The organism is Enterococcus asini ATCC 700915, assembly GCF_000407365.1.
GTDB classification, from domain to species: Bacteria; Bacillota; Bacilli; order Lactobacillales; family Enterococcaceae; genus Enterococcus_C; species Enterococcus_C asini.
This window is the reverse complement of the sequence record NZ_ASVU01000001.1, coordinates 287982-305553: the sequence shown is the minus strand read 5'-3', so window position 1 is coordinate 305553 and position 17572 is coordinate 287982. Positions and strand designations below refer to the sequence as shown.

At 44.6% G+C, this 17572-nt stretch carries 18 protein-coding genes; 12 read left to right on the top strand and 6 right to left on the bottom strand.

Annotated features, from left to right (window positions below; translation table 11 throughout):
* Positions 1-207: 207 nt before the first annotated feature.
* The 5 genes from I579_RS01535 to pepF all read left to right on the top strand — a co-directional run bounded on the left by I579_RS01535 (position 208) and on the right by pepF (position 6719).
* The gene (locus I579_RS01535; RefSeq protein ID WP_010752960.1) at positions 208-1923 is read left to right on the top strand and encodes an ABC transporter ATP-binding protein; all 1716 of its coding nucleotides are present in this window, start codon (positions 208-210) and stop codon (positions 1921-1923) included.
* Between the two features lie 648 nt (positions 1924-2571).
* Positions 2572-2970: a transcriptional regulator SpxA gene (gene spxA / locus I579_RS01530; protein WP_010752961.1), complete on the top strand. Its 399-nt coding sequence runs from the start codon at positions 2572-2574 to the stop codon at positions 2968-2970.
* Between the two features lie 161 nt (positions 2971-3131).
* Positions 3132-3782, top strand: a complete 651-nt coding sequence (locus I579_RS01525; RefSeq protein WP_010752962.1) for an adaptor protein MecA — start codon at positions 3132-3134, stop codon at positions 3780-3782.
* 73 nt (positions 3783-3855) lie between these two features.
* Entirely contained in the window at positions 3856-4842 is a 987-nt protein-coding gene (locus I579_RS01520) for a competence protein CoiA (RefSeq protein WP_010752963.1), read from the top strand.
* Between the two features lie 59 nt (positions 4843-4901).
* Positions 4902-6719 (top strand): oligoendopeptidase F, encoded by a 1818-nt coding sequence (gene pepF, locus I579_RS01515; protein ID WP_010752964.1) that lies wholly within the window; start codon positions 4902-4904, stop codon positions 6717-6719.
* Between the two features lie 56 nt (positions 6720-6775).
* Here the strand turns inward: pepF and I579_RS01510 are convergent, their stop codons facing one another.
* Together I579_RS01510 and I579_RS01505 are read right to left on the bottom strand one after the other, a co-directional pair.
* Positions 6776-7402, bottom strand: a complete 627-nt coding sequence (locus I579_RS01510) for a DsbA family protein (RefSeq protein WP_010752965.1) — start codon at positions 7400-7402, stop codon at positions 6776-6778.
* Between the two features lie 111 nt (positions 7403-7513).
* Positions 7514-8086 (bottom strand): CYTH domain-containing protein, encoded by a 573-nt coding sequence (locus I579_RS01505; protein ID WP_010752966.1) that lies wholly within the window; start codon positions 8084-8086, stop codon positions 7514-7516.
* Positions 8087-8395: 309 nt separating this feature from the next.
* On the opposite strand from I579_RS01505, the gene yjbM reads away from it, so the two are divergent.
* Genes yjbM through mgtE form a run of 4 tightly spaced genes read left to right on the top strand, consistent with a single transcriptional unit; the run spans position 8396 to position 12203 of the window.
* The gene (yjbM, locus tag I579_RS01500) at positions 8396-9082 is read left to right on the top strand and encodes a GTP diphosphokinase (protein ID WP_010752967.1); all 687 of its coding nucleotides are present in this window, start codon (positions 8396-8398) and stop codon (positions 9080-9082) included.
* A gap of 2 nt (positions 9083-9084) precedes the next feature.
* Positions 9085-9891 (top strand): NAD kinase, encoded by an 807-nt coding sequence (locus I579_RS01495; protein WP_118340015.1) that lies wholly within the window; start codon positions 9085-9087, stop codon positions 9889-9891.
* Positions 9888-10802: an RluA family pseudouridine synthase gene (locus I579_RS01490; protein WP_010752969.1), complete on the top strand. Its 915-nt coding sequence runs from the start codon at positions 9888-9890 to the stop codon at positions 10800-10802. The genes I579_RS01495 and I579_RS01490 overlap by 4 nt, the downstream gene beginning before the upstream one ends.
* 30 nt (positions 10803-10832) lie before the next feature.
* On the top strand, positions 10833-12203 hold the full coding sequence (gene mgtE, locus I579_RS01485; RefSeq protein ID WP_010752970.1) for a magnesium transporter: 1371 nt from the start codon (positions 10833-10835) through the stop codon (positions 12201-12203).
* Positions 12204-12247: 44 nt separating this feature from the next.
* On the opposite strand, the gene I579_RS01480 is transcribed toward mgtE, so the two are convergent.
* The 4 genes from I579_RS01480 to I579_RS01465 all read right to left on the bottom strand — a co-directional run bounded on the left by I579_RS01480 (position 12248) and on the right by I579_RS01465 (position 15177).
* Entirely contained in the window at positions 12248-12937 is a 690-nt protein-coding gene (locus I579_RS01480) for a hypothetical protein (protein ID WP_010752971.1), read from the bottom strand.
* An 85-nt stretch (positions 12938-13022) separates the two neighbouring features.
* Complete coding sequence (locus tag I579_RS01475; RefSeq protein ID WP_010752972.1) at positions 13023-13580, bottom strand: GNAT family N-acetyltransferase; 558 nt, start codon at positions 13578-13580, stop codon at positions 13023-13025.
* 3 nt (positions 13581-13583) lie between these two features.
* A complete protein-coding gene (locus I579_RS01470) occupies positions 13584-14423 on the bottom strand; it encodes a helix-turn-helix transcriptional regulator (RefSeq protein WP_010752973.1) in 840 nt (279 codons plus the stop codon).
* A gap of 118 nt (positions 14424-14541) precedes the next feature.
* Positions 14542-15177: a copper homeostasis protein CutC gene (locus tag I579_RS01465; protein ID WP_010752974.1), complete on the bottom strand. Its 636-nt coding sequence runs from the start codon at positions 15175-15177 to the stop codon at positions 14542-14544.
* Between the two features lie 79 nt (positions 15178-15256).
* Between I579_RS01465 and I579_RS01460 the strand changes: the two genes are divergently transcribed.
* The 3 genes from I579_RS01460 to I579_RS01450 all read left to right on the top strand — a co-directional run bounded on the left by I579_RS01460 (position 15257) and on the right by I579_RS01450 (position 17568).
* Entirely contained in the window at positions 15257-16111 is an 855-nt protein-coding gene (locus tag I579_RS01460; RefSeq protein WP_010752975.1) for a methyltransferase domain-containing protein, read from the top strand.
* 261 nt (positions 16112-16372) lie between these two features.
* On the top strand, positions 16373-16888 hold the full coding sequence (gene trmL, locus I579_RS01455) for a tRNA (uridine(34)/cytosine(34)/5-carboxymethylaminomethyluridine(34)-2'-O)-methyltransferase TrmL (RefSeq protein WP_118339785.1): 516 nt from the start codon (positions 16373-16375) through the stop codon (positions 16886-16888).
* 23 nt (positions 16889-16911) lie between these two features.
* A complete protein-coding gene (locus I579_RS01450) occupies positions 16912-17568 on the top strand; it encodes a histidine phosphatase family protein (protein WP_010752977.1) in 657 nt (218 codons plus the stop codon).
* Positions 17569-17572: the final 4 nt, after the last annotated feature.

Below are 17572 nucleotides of genomic sequence, written 5' to 3'. Positions count from 1 at the left end.
TTTTCAGTTTTTGTTCTCGAACATATTCTAGCAGATTTTGGCGGGAAAAAAAGGCGAAAACCTTGCTACAAAAAGGTTTATTATACCTAATTAGCCCCGGTGATTGCTCTCATGGGCTTTCTGTGTTTTCAGTTTTCTTTACCGAAAAAGCCCCTTGCAGTCTTTTGGGGCCTTGCTATAATAGAAAGAATGAAAGGGAGTGTTCGTTTGTTTCGTCGGTTTTTTAGTTATTATCGTCCCTATAAAGGATTATTTTTACTAGATTTTGGTTGTGCGATTCTCGTGGGGCTTTTGGAATTGCTCTTTCCGGTGGCAGTGAATCAGGTGATCGATCAGATCATGCCCCAGAAGAACTTTCAATTAGTGGTTTGGGCGTGTATCGGGCTCTTTGTCTTTTATGTGATCAACACGGCTTTGCAATACGTGGTGATTTTCTTTGGGCACAAGCTAGGGGTGAATATCGAGACGGATATGCGTCGGGAGCTGTTCCAACACTTGCAACGGCAGTCTTTTCGCTACTATGATGAGCAAAAGACTGGGAGTTTAATCAGTCGTTTAACCACGGACTTATTTGAAATTTCCGAAGTAGCCCATCATGGCCCAGAAGATGTCTTTATTACGATTATGACCCTAATAGGCTCCTTTATCCTCATGTATCGAGCCCATGCCAAGCTAGCTTTGGCCACTTTTGCATTATTGCCTTTGATTACCTTGGCTTTAGTCTTTTTCAATAAGAAGATGACCAAAGTCAATCTGGAGATTTACGAAACACTAGGGGAATTCAACTCCGGTGTGGAAGCGTCGGTGAGTGGCATTCGCGTGACCCAGTCTTTTGCCAATGAACCTTTTGAAGCAAGCCGCTTTAAAGGCCTTAGTGAAAGCTACCGCCGGGCCAAAATCCGCTTTTACAAAGTGATGGCCGCTAGTTCCGCATATAATTATTTGCTGATTCGCTCCATTAGCCTGTTTACGCTGATTTTCGGTGCGTACTATGTGATTCAAGGTGAGTTGACTTATGGGGAGTTCGTCTTCTTTATTCTCCTATCCAATGTTTTTGTGCGCCCGATTGAGAAGGTCAACAATATGATTGAAAGCTATCCTAAAGGTTTTGCCGGCTTCAAGCGTTTAACAGAAGAGTTGGACCGCAATCCGGAGATCATGGACAAGCCAGATGCACTGGTAGTGGAGTCGCTGCAAGGAGATATCCATTACGATCACGTCTCCTTCTCCTATGGAACGGAAGAAAAGCGGGTGCTAGAAGACATCGACTTAGCCATTGCTCCGGGAGAAACGGTAGCTTTGGTGGGCCAGAGTGGCTCCGGTAAGACCACCTTGAGTAATTTACTGCCAAGGTTTTACGATGTTACCAAAGGAAGGATCACCATTGACGGGATTGATATTCGGGATATGACGTTAACTTCCTTACGAGATCAAATCGGTATCGTGCAACAAGATGTCTTTTTATTCCCCGGCACTATTCGGGAAAATATCGCTTATGGTCGCTTGGATGCCAGTGAAGAGGAGATTCAGCAAGCAGTCCGTTTGGCTCATTTGGAAGGGGCGGTTGCGGATATGCCTCAAGGCCTGGATACCTCTATCGGGGAACGGGGAGTCAAACTCTCTGGGGGACAACGACAACGAGTGGCCATTGCCCGGATGTTTTTGAAGAATCCACCAATCTTGATTTTAGACGAAGCCACCTCTGCTTTAGACAGTGAAACCGAGCAAGTGATTCAAGAATCCTTGAATTCTTTGGCTACGGGACGGACGACTTTGATCATCGCCCATCGTTTGGCGACGATTAAATATGCGGATCGCATTATCGTAGTAAGCCCCCAAGGAATCTTGGAGCAAGGCACCCACGATGAACTCTTGGCAAGCCAAGGGCACTATGCGGAACTGTACCGCAGTCAATTTAGATAATTGTCAAAAATTTCTAAAATAAGGAAAAAATTTGACACAAAAAATTAAGAATCGTCTTTTCTGTCATGACATTACTTTTCTTAAAAAAAGAGTTCAAGAAATCATAAAATGAATTAGAAAAATGAGTATTCGAAGTGATGGGAAAACGGGTAGACCGATTATTTCCAGGTGTTTTTTAGCAAATATTCCTTGTGAAATTTTATTTTTAAAATAACGACCCTCTGAAAACGGAGCAGCCATCTTAGGAAATTAAAAGGCCTAGATAATCCGTGGCCGGAGGGTCTTTTGGGAAATGGAAAGCTTTTTCAAGAAGTGGGATGAAGTGATTTGTTTTCGGCTGATTAAACAACGAGTAAAAGTATACCAGTGAAAAAATTTGTTTTTTTTGCAAAAATCAAATTTTAAAAAAGCAAGAGGGCACTCTTTTTGAAAATGACATAAAAATTAGAGTATTATAATAATGTATAATGATAAATTTCTTTAATCGTGATAACGATAGGAATTTAAGACTTAGTTAAATTTAATTATCAAAAGTATTTTTTGAGAAAGTACTAGATATTTGTTTTTTCATTCGGTATAATAGAATCAGATTTAAAGTGATGCGTCATTATTTTACCCATCACTTATAAACAAAAAGGAGTGATTACGTTGTTGACACTTTATACTTCCCCTAGTTGTACGTCCTGCCGAAAAGCTCGCGCGTGGTTGCGAGAGCACGAAATTCCTTTTGTAGAAAGGAATATCTTTTCCGAACCCTTGAACATTTCTGAGTTGAAGTCGATTCTGCAGATGACTGAAGATGGTACTGAAGAGATTATTTCGACACGTTCCAAGGTTTTCCAAAAGTTAAATATTGATTTAGATGAGTTGCCGTTGAAAGAATTGTTGGATCTAGTCCAAGCAAATCCAGGCCTTTTACGTCGTCCAATCATGATTGACGAAAAACGTCTGCAAGTTGGATTTAACGAAGATGAAATCCGTCGCTTCCTATCACGGGAAGTTCGCCAATTGGAATTGCGCCAAGCTCAATTGATGGCTGGTCTTTAATCCTAATAAATGAAAGTTGCTGCTCCAGCCGAAACAAGGCTTGGAGCAGTTTTTTTCATTCTTATGAATCTCTTTAAAGGAACAGGTTTTCCTTTACATTTCAATAAGTTTCGCTACAATGGTTAGTAACGAATTAGCATCTGAGAAGGGGTGTGGCTAAGATGGAAATGGAACACATTAATGACAATACAATTCGTGTTTTGATTAAAAGCGAAGATTTAGCTGCCCGGGGAATTACGTTTTTAGATTTACTAGGGAATCACAATGAAATCGAAAACTTTTTCTACAGTATTCTAGAAGAAGTCGATATAGAAGAAGAGTTTAAAGGCAGTGAAGCTGTTACCTTCCAAGTATTGCCTAAGGGCGATGGCCTAGAGCTTTTCATCAGTAAAAATATCACTCCCGAGGATATGGAAGAGTTTGAAGAGTTCTCCGAGGGCTTCAGCGAAGAGCCAACCGCGGCTTTGCGCAAGACGATTGCCGATCAATTGCAAGAAAAGAGCAAAGAAACAGAAGCACCACTACCACGGAAATTCATCTTTGAAATGGTGGATTTTGAGCAGTTGGTACTTTTGGCCAATGAAATCCAGTTGGACTTTGTGATTAGCAACTTGTACAGCATGGGTGGTTTTTATTTCTTAGAAGTAGAATTTGTGGACGAATTGATTTCCGATGGTCAAGTGGAAGACTACTTGGCGTACTTGTCGGAATTTGCCCGTAGAAGTACCGCTACTTCCGAGGTTTTAGCCGAGCACGGCAAGCTCTTAATGGAGCATGATGCCTTAGAGTTGACCCGACATTATTTTGCATAACGAGTAAAAGCCTTGATGAAGAATCAAGGCTTTTTTCTTTGCGTATCTCCTGATAAGACGGGAGGTGCGAGGGATGTTACTAGCAAATGATGCTCAGGGGCAGTTGATTTTAGCGGATAGGTTTCAAAAAAAGAATGGGGAAAAGTGTTTTTGTCCAGGGTGCCAAGGGGAGGTCATCTTTAAATGCGGCCCACAAAAGATTCCTCATTTTGCGCATCGCAGCATGCAAGAGTGTCAGCACTTTTCAGAAGGAGAAACCGCAGAACATTTGTTGGGCAAGCACTTATTGCAACAGGCACTACCTGTGGATACCCAACTGGAAGCTTATTTACCGGAATTAGCCCAACGCCCGGATTTACTGTGGCGTAAGTTAGCGGTGGAATTTCAGTGCTCGACGCTAAGTCGAACGCGTTTTGCAGAACGCACGAGTAATTATCTGGCTCATGGTTATACTCCTTGGTGGCTTGTGGGGCAGCAGTTTTTCCCTCAGAAGCACTGGCGGCAAGTAACCAGTTGTTGCTTACAGGAAGCTCCCTTTGGTCTAGTCTTGTGGGGTGTTGAGGTAGCCAAAAGAAAGTTGGTCTTGTTTCATTCTTTTGATTGGCATTACCAAAAGGGATTGTTGTTTGAGACTAGCTCCCAAACTTTGCAAGGCCAACTTTTTGGCGAAATCTTGTCATTAGCAAAAATTGCTAGTAAACCGTGTGCTTGGTCGGTTTCTGACTATCAGCTACGGATTCAAGAAAAGTTGAATCGTAAGGAAAAAGGGTTGTTGCTGCTACAAGCTCAAAGCTATCTTCACGGGGTGAACTTAGGGGCGCTCCCTTCATGGGGATACGCTCCAGGATGCCATCAAGCATTGTTGCAAGAGGGTTTGCTAGTTTTACGAGGCCTGTATCTTGCCGGCTTTCGCGAGTTTGACTGCTGGTATGAAAAAAGTTGCCAAATATTGGATTGGCCATACTTTTTAGTAAATCGACGGCGAATTTATCAGGAGATTTTTGCCGAGTGTGTCTTACTAACGGAGCGATTTGGAAGCGAAGAAACTAGAAAATTCTGAAGACTGTGATACCATAGAGAAAGAACCGCAATTAGAATCTAGCGTAGAGGAGAGTTCAGATGAGTGAAACAAAACAATTACCAAATCGCGAGGCTTTGCCAGAAGAATTGACCTGGGATTTAACGACGATTTTTCCTGACGATGCCGCCTTTGATCAAGCGTTTGAAGACGTCAAAGTGGCAGTGAAAGAAGTTGCTGGCTATCAAGGAACGCTGCACGAGGGAGCCACTACGTTCTTACAAGCCTTAGAGGGAATTTTGGCGGTCTATCGTCAGTTGGAAACACTGTACGTCTACTCCCATTTGAAAAACGACCAAGACACGGGGAATACCCAATATCAAGGGCTTTATGCCCGGGCTTCTAGCCTGTTAGCGGAAGCCAGTGAAGCGTTGGCTTGGTTCGAACCGGAGTTATTGACATTGTCAGACGAGCAGATTGCTGCTTATTTTGAAGAGGCACCAAAACTGGCAGAGTACCGTCATTACATTCAACAGATGTTAGACAATCGGCCTCATACTTTACCGGCGGAACAAGAGGCATTATTAGCGGGAGCCGGAGAAATTTTTGGTGCGGCTAGCAATACTTTTGCCGTATTGAACAATGCGGACTTGGTCTTCCCGGTGATTACTGACAGTCAAGGAGAGCACATTCAACTGTCCCATGGTGTGTACGGTCAATTGATGGAAAGCACGGATCGTACTGTACGACAAGCAGCCTATGAAGGGCTGTATCAAGTCTACGAACAATTCCGCAATACCTTTGCTCAGACCTTATCTACCAATGTGAAAACCCACAACTACCGGGCAAAAGTTCGACACTTTGACTCTGCTCGGGCTGCGGCGTTAAGTGGCAATCACATTCCAGAAAGCGTCTATGACACGTTAGTAGCGGTAGTCAATCGGAACTTGCCGCTGTTGCATCGCTATGTTGCGTTGCGCAAGCGACTGTTGGGCCTAGAAGAGCTGCATATGTATGATATGTACACGCCACTGGTGGGGGAAGCACCGATTCAATACACCTATGAAGAAGCCGTGGCGAAGGCGAAAGAAGCGTTGACGCCTTTAGGAGATGAGTACCAAGAAGTAGTGGCAGAAGCTTTTTCCAGCCGGTGGATCGACGTGGTGGAAAACAAAGGCAAACGCAGTGGGGCTTATTCTTCTGGGGCCTATGATACTGCTCCTTACATTCTTTTGAACTGGCATGATACTTTGGATCAATTGTTTACTTTGGTTCATGAAATGGGGCACAGTGTCCACAGCTATTTCACTCGGAACAATCAGCCTTATGTTTATGGGGACTATTCGATTTTTCTAGCGGAAATTGCTTCGACAACCAATGAAAATATCTTAACCGAGTACTTGTTAGAGACAGAAAAAGATCCACTAGTGCGGGCCTACGTCTTGAACCATTACTTGGATGGCTTTAAGGGAACTATTTTCCGTCAAACGCAATTTGCCGAATTCGAGCACTTCATTCATGAAGAAGATGCTGCGGGAGTTCCTTTAACGGCAGAATACTTAAGCGAAAATTACGGGAAGCTAAATGCGAAGTATTATGGAGAAGCGGTGACTTACGATGATGAAATCAAATTGGAATGGTCACGGATTCCGCATTTCTACTATAATTACTACGTTTTCCAATACGCCACCGGTTTTTCTGCGGCGTCGGCTTTGTCTAAGAAAATCTTAGCCGAAGAACCCCAAGCTTTGGAAAACTATTTGAACTACTTAAAGGCTGGTTCTAGTGATTATCCAATCGAAGTAATGAAAAAGGCCGGCGTGGATATGACCAAGCCAGACTATTTAGAAGAAGCGATGAAGGTCTTCGCCGCACGCTTAGACGAGTTGGAAGCTTTATTAACAGAACTTGGCAAATAAAACTTGTACAGTGATTTGAGAAAGATAAAAGAGGTTGGGCAATTGCCCAACCTCTTTTATAGTTGCTGTTTTTTTGGTTTTGCTACGTGACTTGCTAGCTGGAAAAGCGGTAAGCGATAGGCATCGCTTTGACAGAGCTTCGGCAAATCACTAATACAGGCGGCGCCTTCTAAAAGAACCCCGTAGTCTCGGTGGCTGGAAAAATTGTACACCACTTCGGAAGGATGCTGGGTAATGCCCATGTCCCGGGCGGTGTCCTGGTCATTTTGAAACATCTCTTTGACGAATGCCGATGGTCGGTCTTCAAGAAACATCTCCAAATCAGCACCGACTTCATCGATGATGGCACATACCAACTCTTGGGAATAAGGAATCTGCTCACAAGCCACGGCTTGCTGCAGACGCATCATGAACTTGCGCCCAGTTTTTTTGCCTTGCAACTGAACCGCTTTGCAATCCAAGGCGGCAGAATATGTATCGGTAAATAATTTATTGCGAGCGTCGATGTCTTTTGCATCAATGCCACGACGTTTCATCACCTGGTGAATCGTCTGCATATTGACCAATGGAATCACACGAAATTGAATTTTTTTATCGCTGTTGGCTATGAAATCCAGCAGTTTCGTTTCCGTCTCCAGGCAGATGGAGCCGATTGGATTGACGAACAAATAGATCTCAATCAATTGTATCTCCCCCGTTTTGCTTTGACTTCCCCAAATCAAAACCTTTTATATAATAGTAATCTAACAGAAACATACGCAAAAAGAAACCATTGTGTTTTTTTATCGCTGACTTTATTTTTCCTTAAATGCCCGAGCAATTTTATTTTCTCCCGGCCGATAGTTCAAATTTAGCGAGCGTAAAAGCGTATGAAAATCCTCTTTTCCTTGCAGGGGATCCTTGACTTCCAATTCCAGTTCAAAGTCGTGTTGGGAGCCGTACCAACTTTCATCCAGTGCTAAGAGGCCTTCTGGAATGGCAAATTCCCAGCGAGCCGTCTTGAGGCTGGCGAGAGGGTGTAAGTCACTAGGAGCTACGTCAATCGTTGCCAGTTTGGTGGCAACTTGTCCCGGTGCTTTAATGGTGCCGTTTTTGGTTAAGGTAGCAGCTTCTTGTAAACTCAGCTTATCGGTGATTTCCCAGAGACCACCATCCGTGGCTGGGACTTTTAAAGTTTGTTCGCCATAATCGGCATATGTACGAATGCGCAAGCCCCAGTGCTGATTTTTCAACTGCTGTTTTTGAGTATCAAAATAGTAGTTGGTTTGGGTTTTCCGACGATCTGGAGTCAGTTGGTAATGGGCGACGACTGATTGAAATTCAGCAGGGGTCAATAATGTTTTGAATTCAATTTCTCTTGATGGCATAGCTCTTGCCTCCTATTAGCGCAATTTCTGCTAGTATATTGTGACATAGAAAGCTTTTTTTGACAATGAAGAATATCAGAAGGTTTTCATGGTTCTTACAAAACGGCTGGAAAAGAACGACCTGAGAGCAAAGGCAATCGGTGCCTTACGCTTACACTGCTTTCGGAGATTTCATGCCGTATCATTAGGGAAAATATGGTAAAATCAATGTTGGATGCAAAATAGCTGAGGACAATAAGATACCTTGTTCCAAGTCTTTTTGCAGTAAGGAACGGCCTGAGAGGGTCGCAGGGAAATCGAGGGATCAAGATGAAACGAGATTGGGATCTTTTTTTAGCACCCTATGAACAAACCGTCGCAGAATTAAAAGTCAAGCTCCGGGGTATTCGCAAACAGTACCGGGAGCAAAATCGTCATGTACCCATTGAATTTGTCACCGGCCGGGTCAAGCCGGTGGAAAGCATCATTACCAAAAGTCAGATTCGTCACATTCCCATGGAACGCTTAGAAGAGGAAATGTCGGATATTGCCGGGCTGCGAATCATGTGCCAATTTGTTGAAGACATTCATCAAGTGGTACAAATTATTCGCAATCGTAAGGATATGAAAGTTTTAATCGAGCGGGATTATATCACCAATAAAAAAGAAAGTGGCTATCGTTCCTATCATTTGGTAATCGAGTATCCCGTGCAGTTGATCAGTGGGGAGAAGAAAATTCTAGCAGAAATTCAGATTCGCACATTGGCCATGAATTTTTGGGCGACCATTGAACATTCATTGAATTATAAATACCAAGGGGCATTCCCAGAAGAAATGAAGGATCGCTTGCAACGAGCGGCTGAGGCAGCCTACCAGCTAGACGAAGAAATGTCGAAGATTCGAGAAGAAATCCAGGAGGCCCAGCGGTTATTCGCCCACGGTCGCGGAAAATCCGACGACGGCTATTACTTGGCGTCTATGGATCAGGAGCAACAGTCTGAGGAGGAAGGCAAATGACCTTGAAGGTAGCCATCGTTGCCAATCAAGAGCCCCAGACACTACGAGTGTTGAATCAGTTGTATCATTTATTAGCAGAAGCCAATATCCCCATCGACCAAGATCAGCCTAATTTGGTGATTTCCGTAGGGGGCGACGGGACCTTGTTATCGGCCTTCCATCGCTATAGTGAGCACTTGGAAGAGGTGCTCTTTATGGGGGTGCACACCGGTCATTTGGGGTTTTATACCGATTGGCGAGACTATGAGATTGAAGAAATGGTGCAAAAGCTTCGAGACGAAACGCTAACGAGCACCAGTTATCCTTTATTGGAAGTCCGCATTACTTATACGGATGGGCAACCGGAACGGCGCTTTTTAGCGTTAAACGAGTCCACGATTAAGCGGGGCAACACCACCATGGTGGCGGATGTCTATATCCGGGATGAGCTTTTTGAGCGTTTCCGAGGGGATGGTCTTTCCGTGTCTACGCCCACTGGTTCCACAGCTTACAACAAAAGTGTGGGAGGCGCGGTGATTCATCCGTCAATTAATGCCATGCAATTGGCAGAAATCGCCTCTTTAAACAATCGCTTGTTTCGAACGTTAGGTTCTTCTTTGGTGATTGCCGCAGACGATTGGTTGAAAATTGCGTTACAACCTTCTGGGGATTACTTTGTTACAGTGGATCAGTTGGATATCCCCCAAGATCAGATGGCGGCGGTACACTACCGAGTGGCCAAAGAGCGGATCCGGTTTGTATCCAATCGCCACATGCATTTTTGGCATCGGGTACAAGATGCCTTTATTGGAGATATTGAAAAGTCATGAGATTCGAATACCACTATCAGGGGCTAGAACCCAAATTATTACGCAGTTTTCTAAAAGAGCAAGGGATTTCCAAAGGGCTGTTGGCTAAGGTTAAGTTTCAAGGAGGCCAGATTTTGGTAAATGAGGAAGAGCGCACCGTGCGTTTTTCTTTGAGCCCAGGAGATCGGGTTAGTTTTGTAATTCCCGATGAAAAGGAACACGAAACCATGCTAGCGACTCCGGGACCAGTGGACATCGTCTATGAAGACGAGCATGTCCTAGTGGTAAATAAGCCAGCAGGAATTGCCTCGATTCCTGCCCAGTATCACCCCCAGGGGACTTTGGCTAATCGGGTGAAAGCTTATTACCAAGATCAAGGCTATGTGGACCAAGTGATTCATATTGTGACTCGCTTGGATCGAGATACTTCTGGTTTAATGGTTTTTGCGAAACACGGCTTTGCCCATGCGAAGCTGGATAAACAATTGCGAGCCCATAAGTTTTTAAAGAAGTACCAAGCGTTAGTCGGGGGCAATGTAGGTCGCTTAAAAGAGCACGAATTAATCGATCGGCCGATTTCTAGAGAGCGCAATTCTTTAATGCGCCGGCAAGTGGATCCGGCAGGGCAAGTGGCCCAGACGGAATATTGGCTGGACTATCGTAGCGTGCCAGAATCATTGGCCTTGGTGGACATTCGTTTACATACGGGGCGAACTCACCAGATTCGCGTGCATTTTGCCGATCTCGGTTGTCCTTTGTTAGGAGACGATATGTACGGTGGGGATACCGCCCGCATCCAGCGCCAAGCGTTGCATTGTTATGAGTTGGCCTTTGTCCATCCTTTTACCGGGGAGCCTTTGCACTTTATTCAAGAACCACCGGCGGATATTCAGCACTTAGTCAGTCAGATTTCCTCCGATAAAACACGATAACCAGCAAAAAATGGAAATGAGGTGAGCAGATTGGATGAAAATCAAGAAGCCCTAGAGCTGCAATTCGATCAATTGCAAGCGGCCTTGGCAGCAGATGACATGAAGCAATTCCGGGAACTTTTCTTGGAACTTCACATCTTTGAGCAAGGTCAGTTCTACCAATCCCTCACAGATGAGCAACGGCGTCAGATGTATGCCTATTTGTCGCCAAAAGAAATCGCAGATATGTTTGACGTGATTGAAGAAGACAATATCCACATGACGGACTACTTGTCCGAGATGCGGCCCGGCTATGCGGCGGATATGCTAGCAGAGATGTACACGGATAACGCGGTGGATTTGCTGAATACATTGGATAAGAAGCAAACCGCCAAGTATTTGAGCATCATGCCCCACGAGTCTGCCCGGGAAATTCGGGAATTGCTTCATTATGAGGATGATACCGCTGGGGCCATCATGACCACGGAGTACGTCTCTATCGTAGCCAATCAAACCGTGCGTTCAGCTATGTATGTCTTGAAAAATGAAGCGACTGCGGCGGAAACGATTTACTATATTTATGTAGTGGACCAGGCCAATCATTTGGTCGGGGTTATTTCTTTGCGGGATTTGATCATTAATGATGACGATGTGATGATTGCGGATATTTTAAGCGAACGGGTTATTTCCGTCCATGTGGGTGATGACCAAGAAGACGTGGCTCAGACTTTCCGGGATTACGACTTTCTGGCGTTGCCGGTAACGGATTATGATGAGCACCTGCTAGGGATTGTCACCGTCGATGATATCATCGACGTTATCGATGATGAAGCGGCTAGCGACTACTCCGGTTTGGCCGGGGTCAACGTGGAAGAGGTCTCGGAAAATCCCATGCGTTCAGCCATGAGTCGTCTACCTTGGTTGATTACGTTGCTCTTTTTGGGGATGGCTACGGCTAGCTTAATCAGTCATTACGAGGAGTTAGTTAGTGAGGCCTCGATTTTAGCGGTCTTTATCTCTTTGATTACCGGGACAGCGGGGAATGCCGGCACCCAGTCTTTGGCGGTGGCCGTGCGTCGCTTGGCTATGACCGAGGACAAAGAGCGTTCGTTTTTGGGAACGGTCATGGGGGAAATCTTAACCGGGCTCATTACCGGAGCGATTACTGGGTTGACGATTTTTGCCATCGTTTCGATCTGGAAAGGCAATCCTACTTTGGGTTTTGTTATCGGGATTGCCATGATGTTTGCCATTACCGTGGCAAATCTAGCGGGGAGCTTGATTCCCATGTTAATGGATAAGTTGGGCTTTGACCCGGCTGTAGCCAGTGGCCCTTTTATTACCACGTTAAGTGATTTGACCTCGGTGTTGATTTATTTCAATATCGCCAGTCTCTTTATGCAACAGTTTATCGGTACGTGAATCAAAAAAAACGGAGGCCTACTTTAAGGCTTCCGTTTTTTTTATTAATGATTTAAGAATTTGTCTTTGTATTCGTCGTATTCTTCTTGGGAAATCAAACCGTCTTCCAACGCTTTTTTTCGTTCTTTGAGTTTGTCATAGTTGGTCTCCGTGGTCAAGGGAGCGCTTGGGTTAGTAACCTTTTGCCGATTGGCGGTAGTGATCCCATCCATAAGCCCGTCTTGTAAGTCGCTTTTGCTGTCTTCTAAGAGTTTAGCAATGGCAAAAACTACCCGTTTAGTCCAGAAGATACTGAAGACTTCCCGGAAACTTTCGATTCGCAAAGAGCCCCAAATAATCCGGGTATTGGGATTGATGGTGTTGATATTGTTTAAAGGTAAACTCTTATAGTCATTGTGGAAAGGTACCCAGCGAGCAAAAATCAAGCGCCCGGAATTGGTCACGGCATAAGCGGTGAAGCCTTTGCAGCTAAAGTAGCGGACCTTGTTCGTCTGGCTGGATTGCACTCGATCTCGAAAATCGGCGGCGGATTCTCCTTCGTATTGTTGGAAATTTTCCCGGTCTTCCGGATGATGCCGGCCGATAAAGGTAACCAATGCCTCTTCGTCTTTTCCTAGCGCGTCTTCGATTAGTTTAAAATGTTTTTTTTGCAACCAACCGCCGATAATCGGGGTGAGGTTGAAACCCAGCTTGTGATTGCGGGCATAAGCGTACATTTCCTCTGCTTTTTTCATTTTTCTTGGCTCCTTGTAGTCAAATGTAATCTTCGGTTTTAGTATAGCATAAACCGTTGCAGATGACTGATTTCAAGGGTGTGAGCTACCGCTTTGCTTGGCGCAGTTGTGCCAAGAGAGCTTGGCCTTTTTCGAAATCCTTGGTGCCAGGCAGCAGTTGATAGCCTAGTTTTTCATAGAGAAAAATCGCGGGATAGCTCCAAGTTTGCGTGTGAAGAAAGAGGTCTTCCCCGGGATGTAAGGTGGCTAGCCTGCGGGTGATCTCCACGGCTAAAAAGGTTGCTAGTCCATTTTTTTGAGCGCTGGGATGCACCGCTAACCAGTGCAATAAAGGTTCGTCTTTTTTCCCCCACCAAGCTGTACACGTGGCGACGATTTCCCCACTTTTATCCGTGATAAAGACCATGCGCCGGGGCAGCTCTTCCGGATAAGGAGCGAAGGTTTTGGCAAAATAAGCCGCGGCTTCTGCCAACGTGTCGAATTCGCCCACAGCATATTCCACAGCACACCAGCTAGCCTCGTCCCCGGGCTGATACTCTTTTAGATGAAAGCCCGCGGGGAGTTTCCGGGAAAATTTTGGTAGGGGCAATTGATTTGGTCGTTTCATTTCAAATTCAATATAGGGTAAAGTTTTGTCTAGCATGTGTTAGCTCCTTTCGTCTTGTTTCTCAAAAGCTGAAGGGGCGCTCCCGTACTGTTTCTTAAAGGATTTACTGAAGTGATAGGCGTCTTGATAGCCTACCAGCTGCGCCACTTCTTTAATGGTGTAGGTGCCTTTTTTCAGAAGATCTCGGGCATGGGTTAGGCGAATCTTGATTAAATAGTTAATCGGACTCATACCTACCGCGTCTTTGAAAATCCGGGAAAGGTAAGTGGGACTGACGAAGTGGTCTTGGGCTAGTTTTTCCAAAGTAATCTCTTCGGCATAGTGGTTTTCAATGAAGTAAATCGTTTGATTGACGATTTGCTGGTGACGCTTTTCACTGGCGGACAATTGTGGATAGACGCTATCTTGGGCTTCGTTTAAGCCACGCAAAATATAGGCGAGGATTTGTAGTACTTGGCCCTTGTGCATTAATTGGAATTCAAATTGCTCGTAGTTTAATTCTCGAATGGTGGCCCAGGCTTGATCGATGACTTGGTGTTGGTAGCGTCCCAAGTTTAGCAAGGGTTCTTTATTGGGAAAGAAATTGCGCTTTAATCCGTCTAAAGAAATGTTTCTAAGCCCGATGTGAAGTTGATGGGAGCAGGTGTTTTCCGGTTGCCATTCACGATGCAAGACCCCTGGGTTGAATAAAAGTAGGTCTCCGGCATGGAGGTTCACCGGTTTTTCTTTGCCAAACTGATACATGACTTCTCCTTCTAAGATGATACTGATCTCTAGGAAGTCGTGGCTGTGTAATTCATTGGCATGCTGGCCTTTGTTCCAAGGATCGAATAAATACAAAATTTCAGGGTTAAATGTTTGCGGATTGACATATTGCATGGCACTTCTCCGTTTTCTAGAGACGCAAAGTCTCGATTGATTACCTCTAGTGTACCTTATAAGGGGGAAGCATTTCCAAAGAAAAAACGGAGCCCATAAATGCGGACTCCGTTTTTTCTTAAAATGAAACGATCTTGGTGCCGTGGGCTTCTTTTACGCCTAATGTAGTGATCACTTCTTCGACATTTTCAGCGGTTACGCCACCACCAGGTAAGATGATGATGCGTCCAGCCGCATAGTCGACTAATTCTTTTAAGTAAGGCAAGTTTTCTTCTAAGGAAGAGCCGCTTGGTCCGCCGTGGGTCAAAATTCGATCTACCCCGTGGGCGGCTAACCAGTCAAGAGCCTCTTTTTGCCGCGCTTTTGGAATTGCATCAAAGGCCATATGGAAAGTGACTTGCAGGCCTTCTGCGGTTTCTAAGAAGAGTTCCAAGCTTTCCTCGTCAAGCCAACCATCTTCTTGCAACAGACCGAAGACGACGCCATCTGTGCCTAATTTTTTGGCTTCGATTAAGTCCGTGTGCATGATTTTTAGCTCGATGTCATTGTAGACGAAATCACCACCCCGGGGGCGAATCATAGTCATTACCGGAACATTTTTTTCTCCGGCATAAGCCAAGACTTCTTCTATGACCCCGGTGGAAGGAGTAGTGCCTCCTACGAATAGGTTGTCACAAAGTTCGATTCGACTTGCTCCCGCAGCCAGGGCCTTAGGAATATCCGTAAAATTCTCGGCGCAAAATTCTTTGATCATTTTTGATTCCTCCAGTTCTCTTGTCTTCAGTAGAATTCTAACATATCTCTGTGGTAAAGTAGTAACCGAGGTGATCAGGGTGGAAAAAAAGATTGAACGAGGGCAACGTTTTGTAGCCCAGCACGGGGAATTGTTTCGTTGTCCCTTGTGCCATCAGGAAATGTTGCCGGATGAGAAGGGGCTCTTATGTGCTTCAGGGCATCGCTTTGATGTTTCCAAAAAAGGAACGCTGTTTTTCTTGCAACATCCGGTGAAAACAGAATACGATCAAGGAATGTTTGCCGCTCGACGCAAGCTAATCCAAGGGGGCATGTATGAGCCTTTATTAGCCAAACTGGCTCAGTGGCTTCCTAAAAAAGGCAGCCTTTTGGATGTAGGCTGTGGGGAAGGGAGTTTTTTGAATCTCCTATTAGAAAAGCAACCCCAAGAGGTAGCGGTAGGTTTTGATATTTCCAAAGCAGGAGTTCAAATGGCTACGGATTTTCAAACAGAAGCTTTTTGGTGTGTGGCAGACTTAACCAACTTGCCTTTTGCAGATAATCAGTTTGATTGCGTCTTAAATATCTTTTCTCCATCAAATTACCATGAGTTTCAGCGGATTCTAAAACCAAGTGGTCAGCTATTGAAAGTCGTGCCAGGACCGCGTTATTTGCAAGAGTTACGACAAGCATTCTTCCCTGAAGATACTACAAAGCAGAGCTACTCCAATCAGCTGGTTCAAGAAAAATTCACAGAGGCGTATCTGTACAACCAATCAGAAAAAATAACCTACGAATTTCAAATTCCAGAAGCGTTGCGTTTAGACTTATTAGAGATGTCACCTTTGGAATGGAGTGCCAGTGACGAACAGAAAGAAAAAATAAAAAAACAACCATTAACGAAAATTACCATTGACTTATTGCTCTTAAAAGGGCAGAATCAGCCTTTTTTGTGAAAAAATTATGATTTAATAGTTGCATTTTCGCCTAAGGGGTGATATAGTTACGTCAAGTCATTTTTCATTGGTTTTTATCAGGTTCCTGTTCTGATAAAAGTTAGTGAAAAGAGCTTCACTAACGTAACAACTTGCCGTGCTTGACACCGAGTTGGTACGTTTTTTTTGTGTCAAAAAGCCCAATTCAGCCGATTTATGCTATAGTGATACAGAATGTTCAAAGATTGCTAACTGATCTTTGAAGAATAAAAGGAGCGAGTCATGATGAACCACATTGTCTTATTTGAACCCTTGATTCCGGCGAATACGGGAAATATCGCCCGCACATGCGCCGCTACCAATACCCCTTTACACTTAATCGAACCACTGGGCTTTTCCACAGATGACAAGCATCTAAAACGAGCAGGTCTGGATTATTGGCATGCTGTCGATATTCATTACCACCAAGATTTGGCTGCTTTTTTGGCGTATTTGGCAAAACAGGAAAATGCCCAATTGCATTTGATTTCGAAGTTTGCCAATCAAGTCTACAGTGATGTGAATTACCAAGACGGCAATCAGCATTTCTTCTTATTTGGCAAAGAAACTACCGGCTTACCAGAAGACTTTATGCGGGAAAATGCGGAAAAATGTCTGCGTATCCCCATGAATGACGAACACGTGCGCTCATTGAACTTATCCAATACGGCGGCGATGATTGTCTATGAAGCATTGCGACAACAGGGCTTTCCGAATATGGAATTGACCCATCATTACGATCACGACAAATTAGACTAATTTGGTATAAAGGAGTATTTGTAATGGAATTGTATTTTACCCGCCACGGCAAGACCCAGTGGAATCTGGAACGTCGTTTTCAAGGTAGGGAAGGGGACTCTCCTTTATTACCGGAAAGTTTGGCAGAAGTAGCTCGCTTAGGGGATCATATGGCGAAAGTTCCCTTTGAAGCCGTGTATGCCAGTAGCTCCCCTCGGGCAAAGACCACAGCAGAAGAAATCATCAAACGCTTGGATACCCCTGTCCCTCTTTATCTCACGGATGATTTGCGGGAGTTGGGCTTAGGAACGTTAGAAGGTCAGTTAATCGATGAAGTGGTTCATGACCACCCCGTGGCTTTGGACAATTTGCGGCATCATTTAGACCGCTATGATCCTGGTGCTTTTAATGGAGAAGCGGTGCAAGATGCTTTGGAGCGGATTACCCAAGTGGTCGTGCAAGCTGCAGCAAGTCACCAAGGTCCGGTGTTGTTTGTGGGCCATGGAGCATCGTTAACGGCAGCGATTCAGTGGCTAGCCGGTAAAGAATTAGCCGAATTGCGGGCCATGGGTGGCTTGGTGAACAATAGTTTGACCATTATGGAGACGACGAATACAGCCAAAGTCCCTCCGTATCGGTTGAAAGTGTATAATGATGCTAGCTTTTTAGCGAATTCTGATGGACGGGACGCTTTGTCTTAGTAAT

Excerpts from the sequence above, each read along its gene's own strand:
- I579_RS01525 (WP_010752962.1), top strand. The coding sequence starts at position 3,132 with ATGGAAATGGAACACATTAATGACAATACAATTCGTGTTTTGATTAAA.
- I579_RS01505 (WP_010752966.1), bottom strand. The coding sequence starts at position 8,086 with ATGCCATCAAGAGAAATTGAATTCAAAACATTATTGACCCCTGCTGAA.
- trmL (WP_118339785.1), top strand. The coding sequence starts at position 16,373 with ATGATGAACCACATTGTCTTATTTGAACCCTTGATTCCGGCGAATACG.
- I579_RS01520 (WP_010752963.1), top strand. The coding sequence starts at position 3,856 with ATGTTACTAGCAAATGATGCTCAGGGGCAGTTGATTTTAGCGGATAGG.
- I579_RS01465 (WP_010752974.1), bottom strand. The coding sequence starts at position 15,177 with ATGATCAAAGAATTTTGCGCCGAGAATTTTACGGATATTCCTAAGGCC.
- I579_RS01490 (WP_010752969.1), top strand. The coding sequence starts at position 9,888 with ATGAGATTCGAATACCACTATCAGGGGCTAGAACCCAAATTATTACGC.
- I579_RS01450 (WP_010752977.1), top strand. The coding sequence starts at position 16,912 with ATGGAATTGTATTTTACCCGCCACGGCAAGACCCAGTGGAATCTGGAA.
- I579_RS01475 (WP_010752972.1), bottom strand. The coding sequence starts at position 13,580 with ATGCTAGACAAAACTTTACCCTATATTGAATTTGAAATGAAACGACCA.
- yjbM (WP_010752967.1), top strand. The coding sequence starts at position 8,396 with ATGAAACGAGATTGGGATCTTTTTTTAGCACCCTATGAACAAACCGTC.
- pepF (WP_010752964.1), top strand. The coding sequence starts at position 4,902 with ATGAGTGAAACAAAACAATTACCAAATCGCGAGGCTTTGCCAGAAGAA.
- I579_RS01480 (WP_010752971.1), bottom strand. The coding sequence starts at position 12,937 with ATGAAAAAAGCAGAGGAAATGTACGCTTATGCCCGCAATCACAAGCTG.
- I579_RS01470 (WP_010752973.1), bottom strand. The coding sequence starts at position 14,423 with ATGCAATATGTCAATCCGCAAACATTTAACCCTGAAATTTTGTATTTA.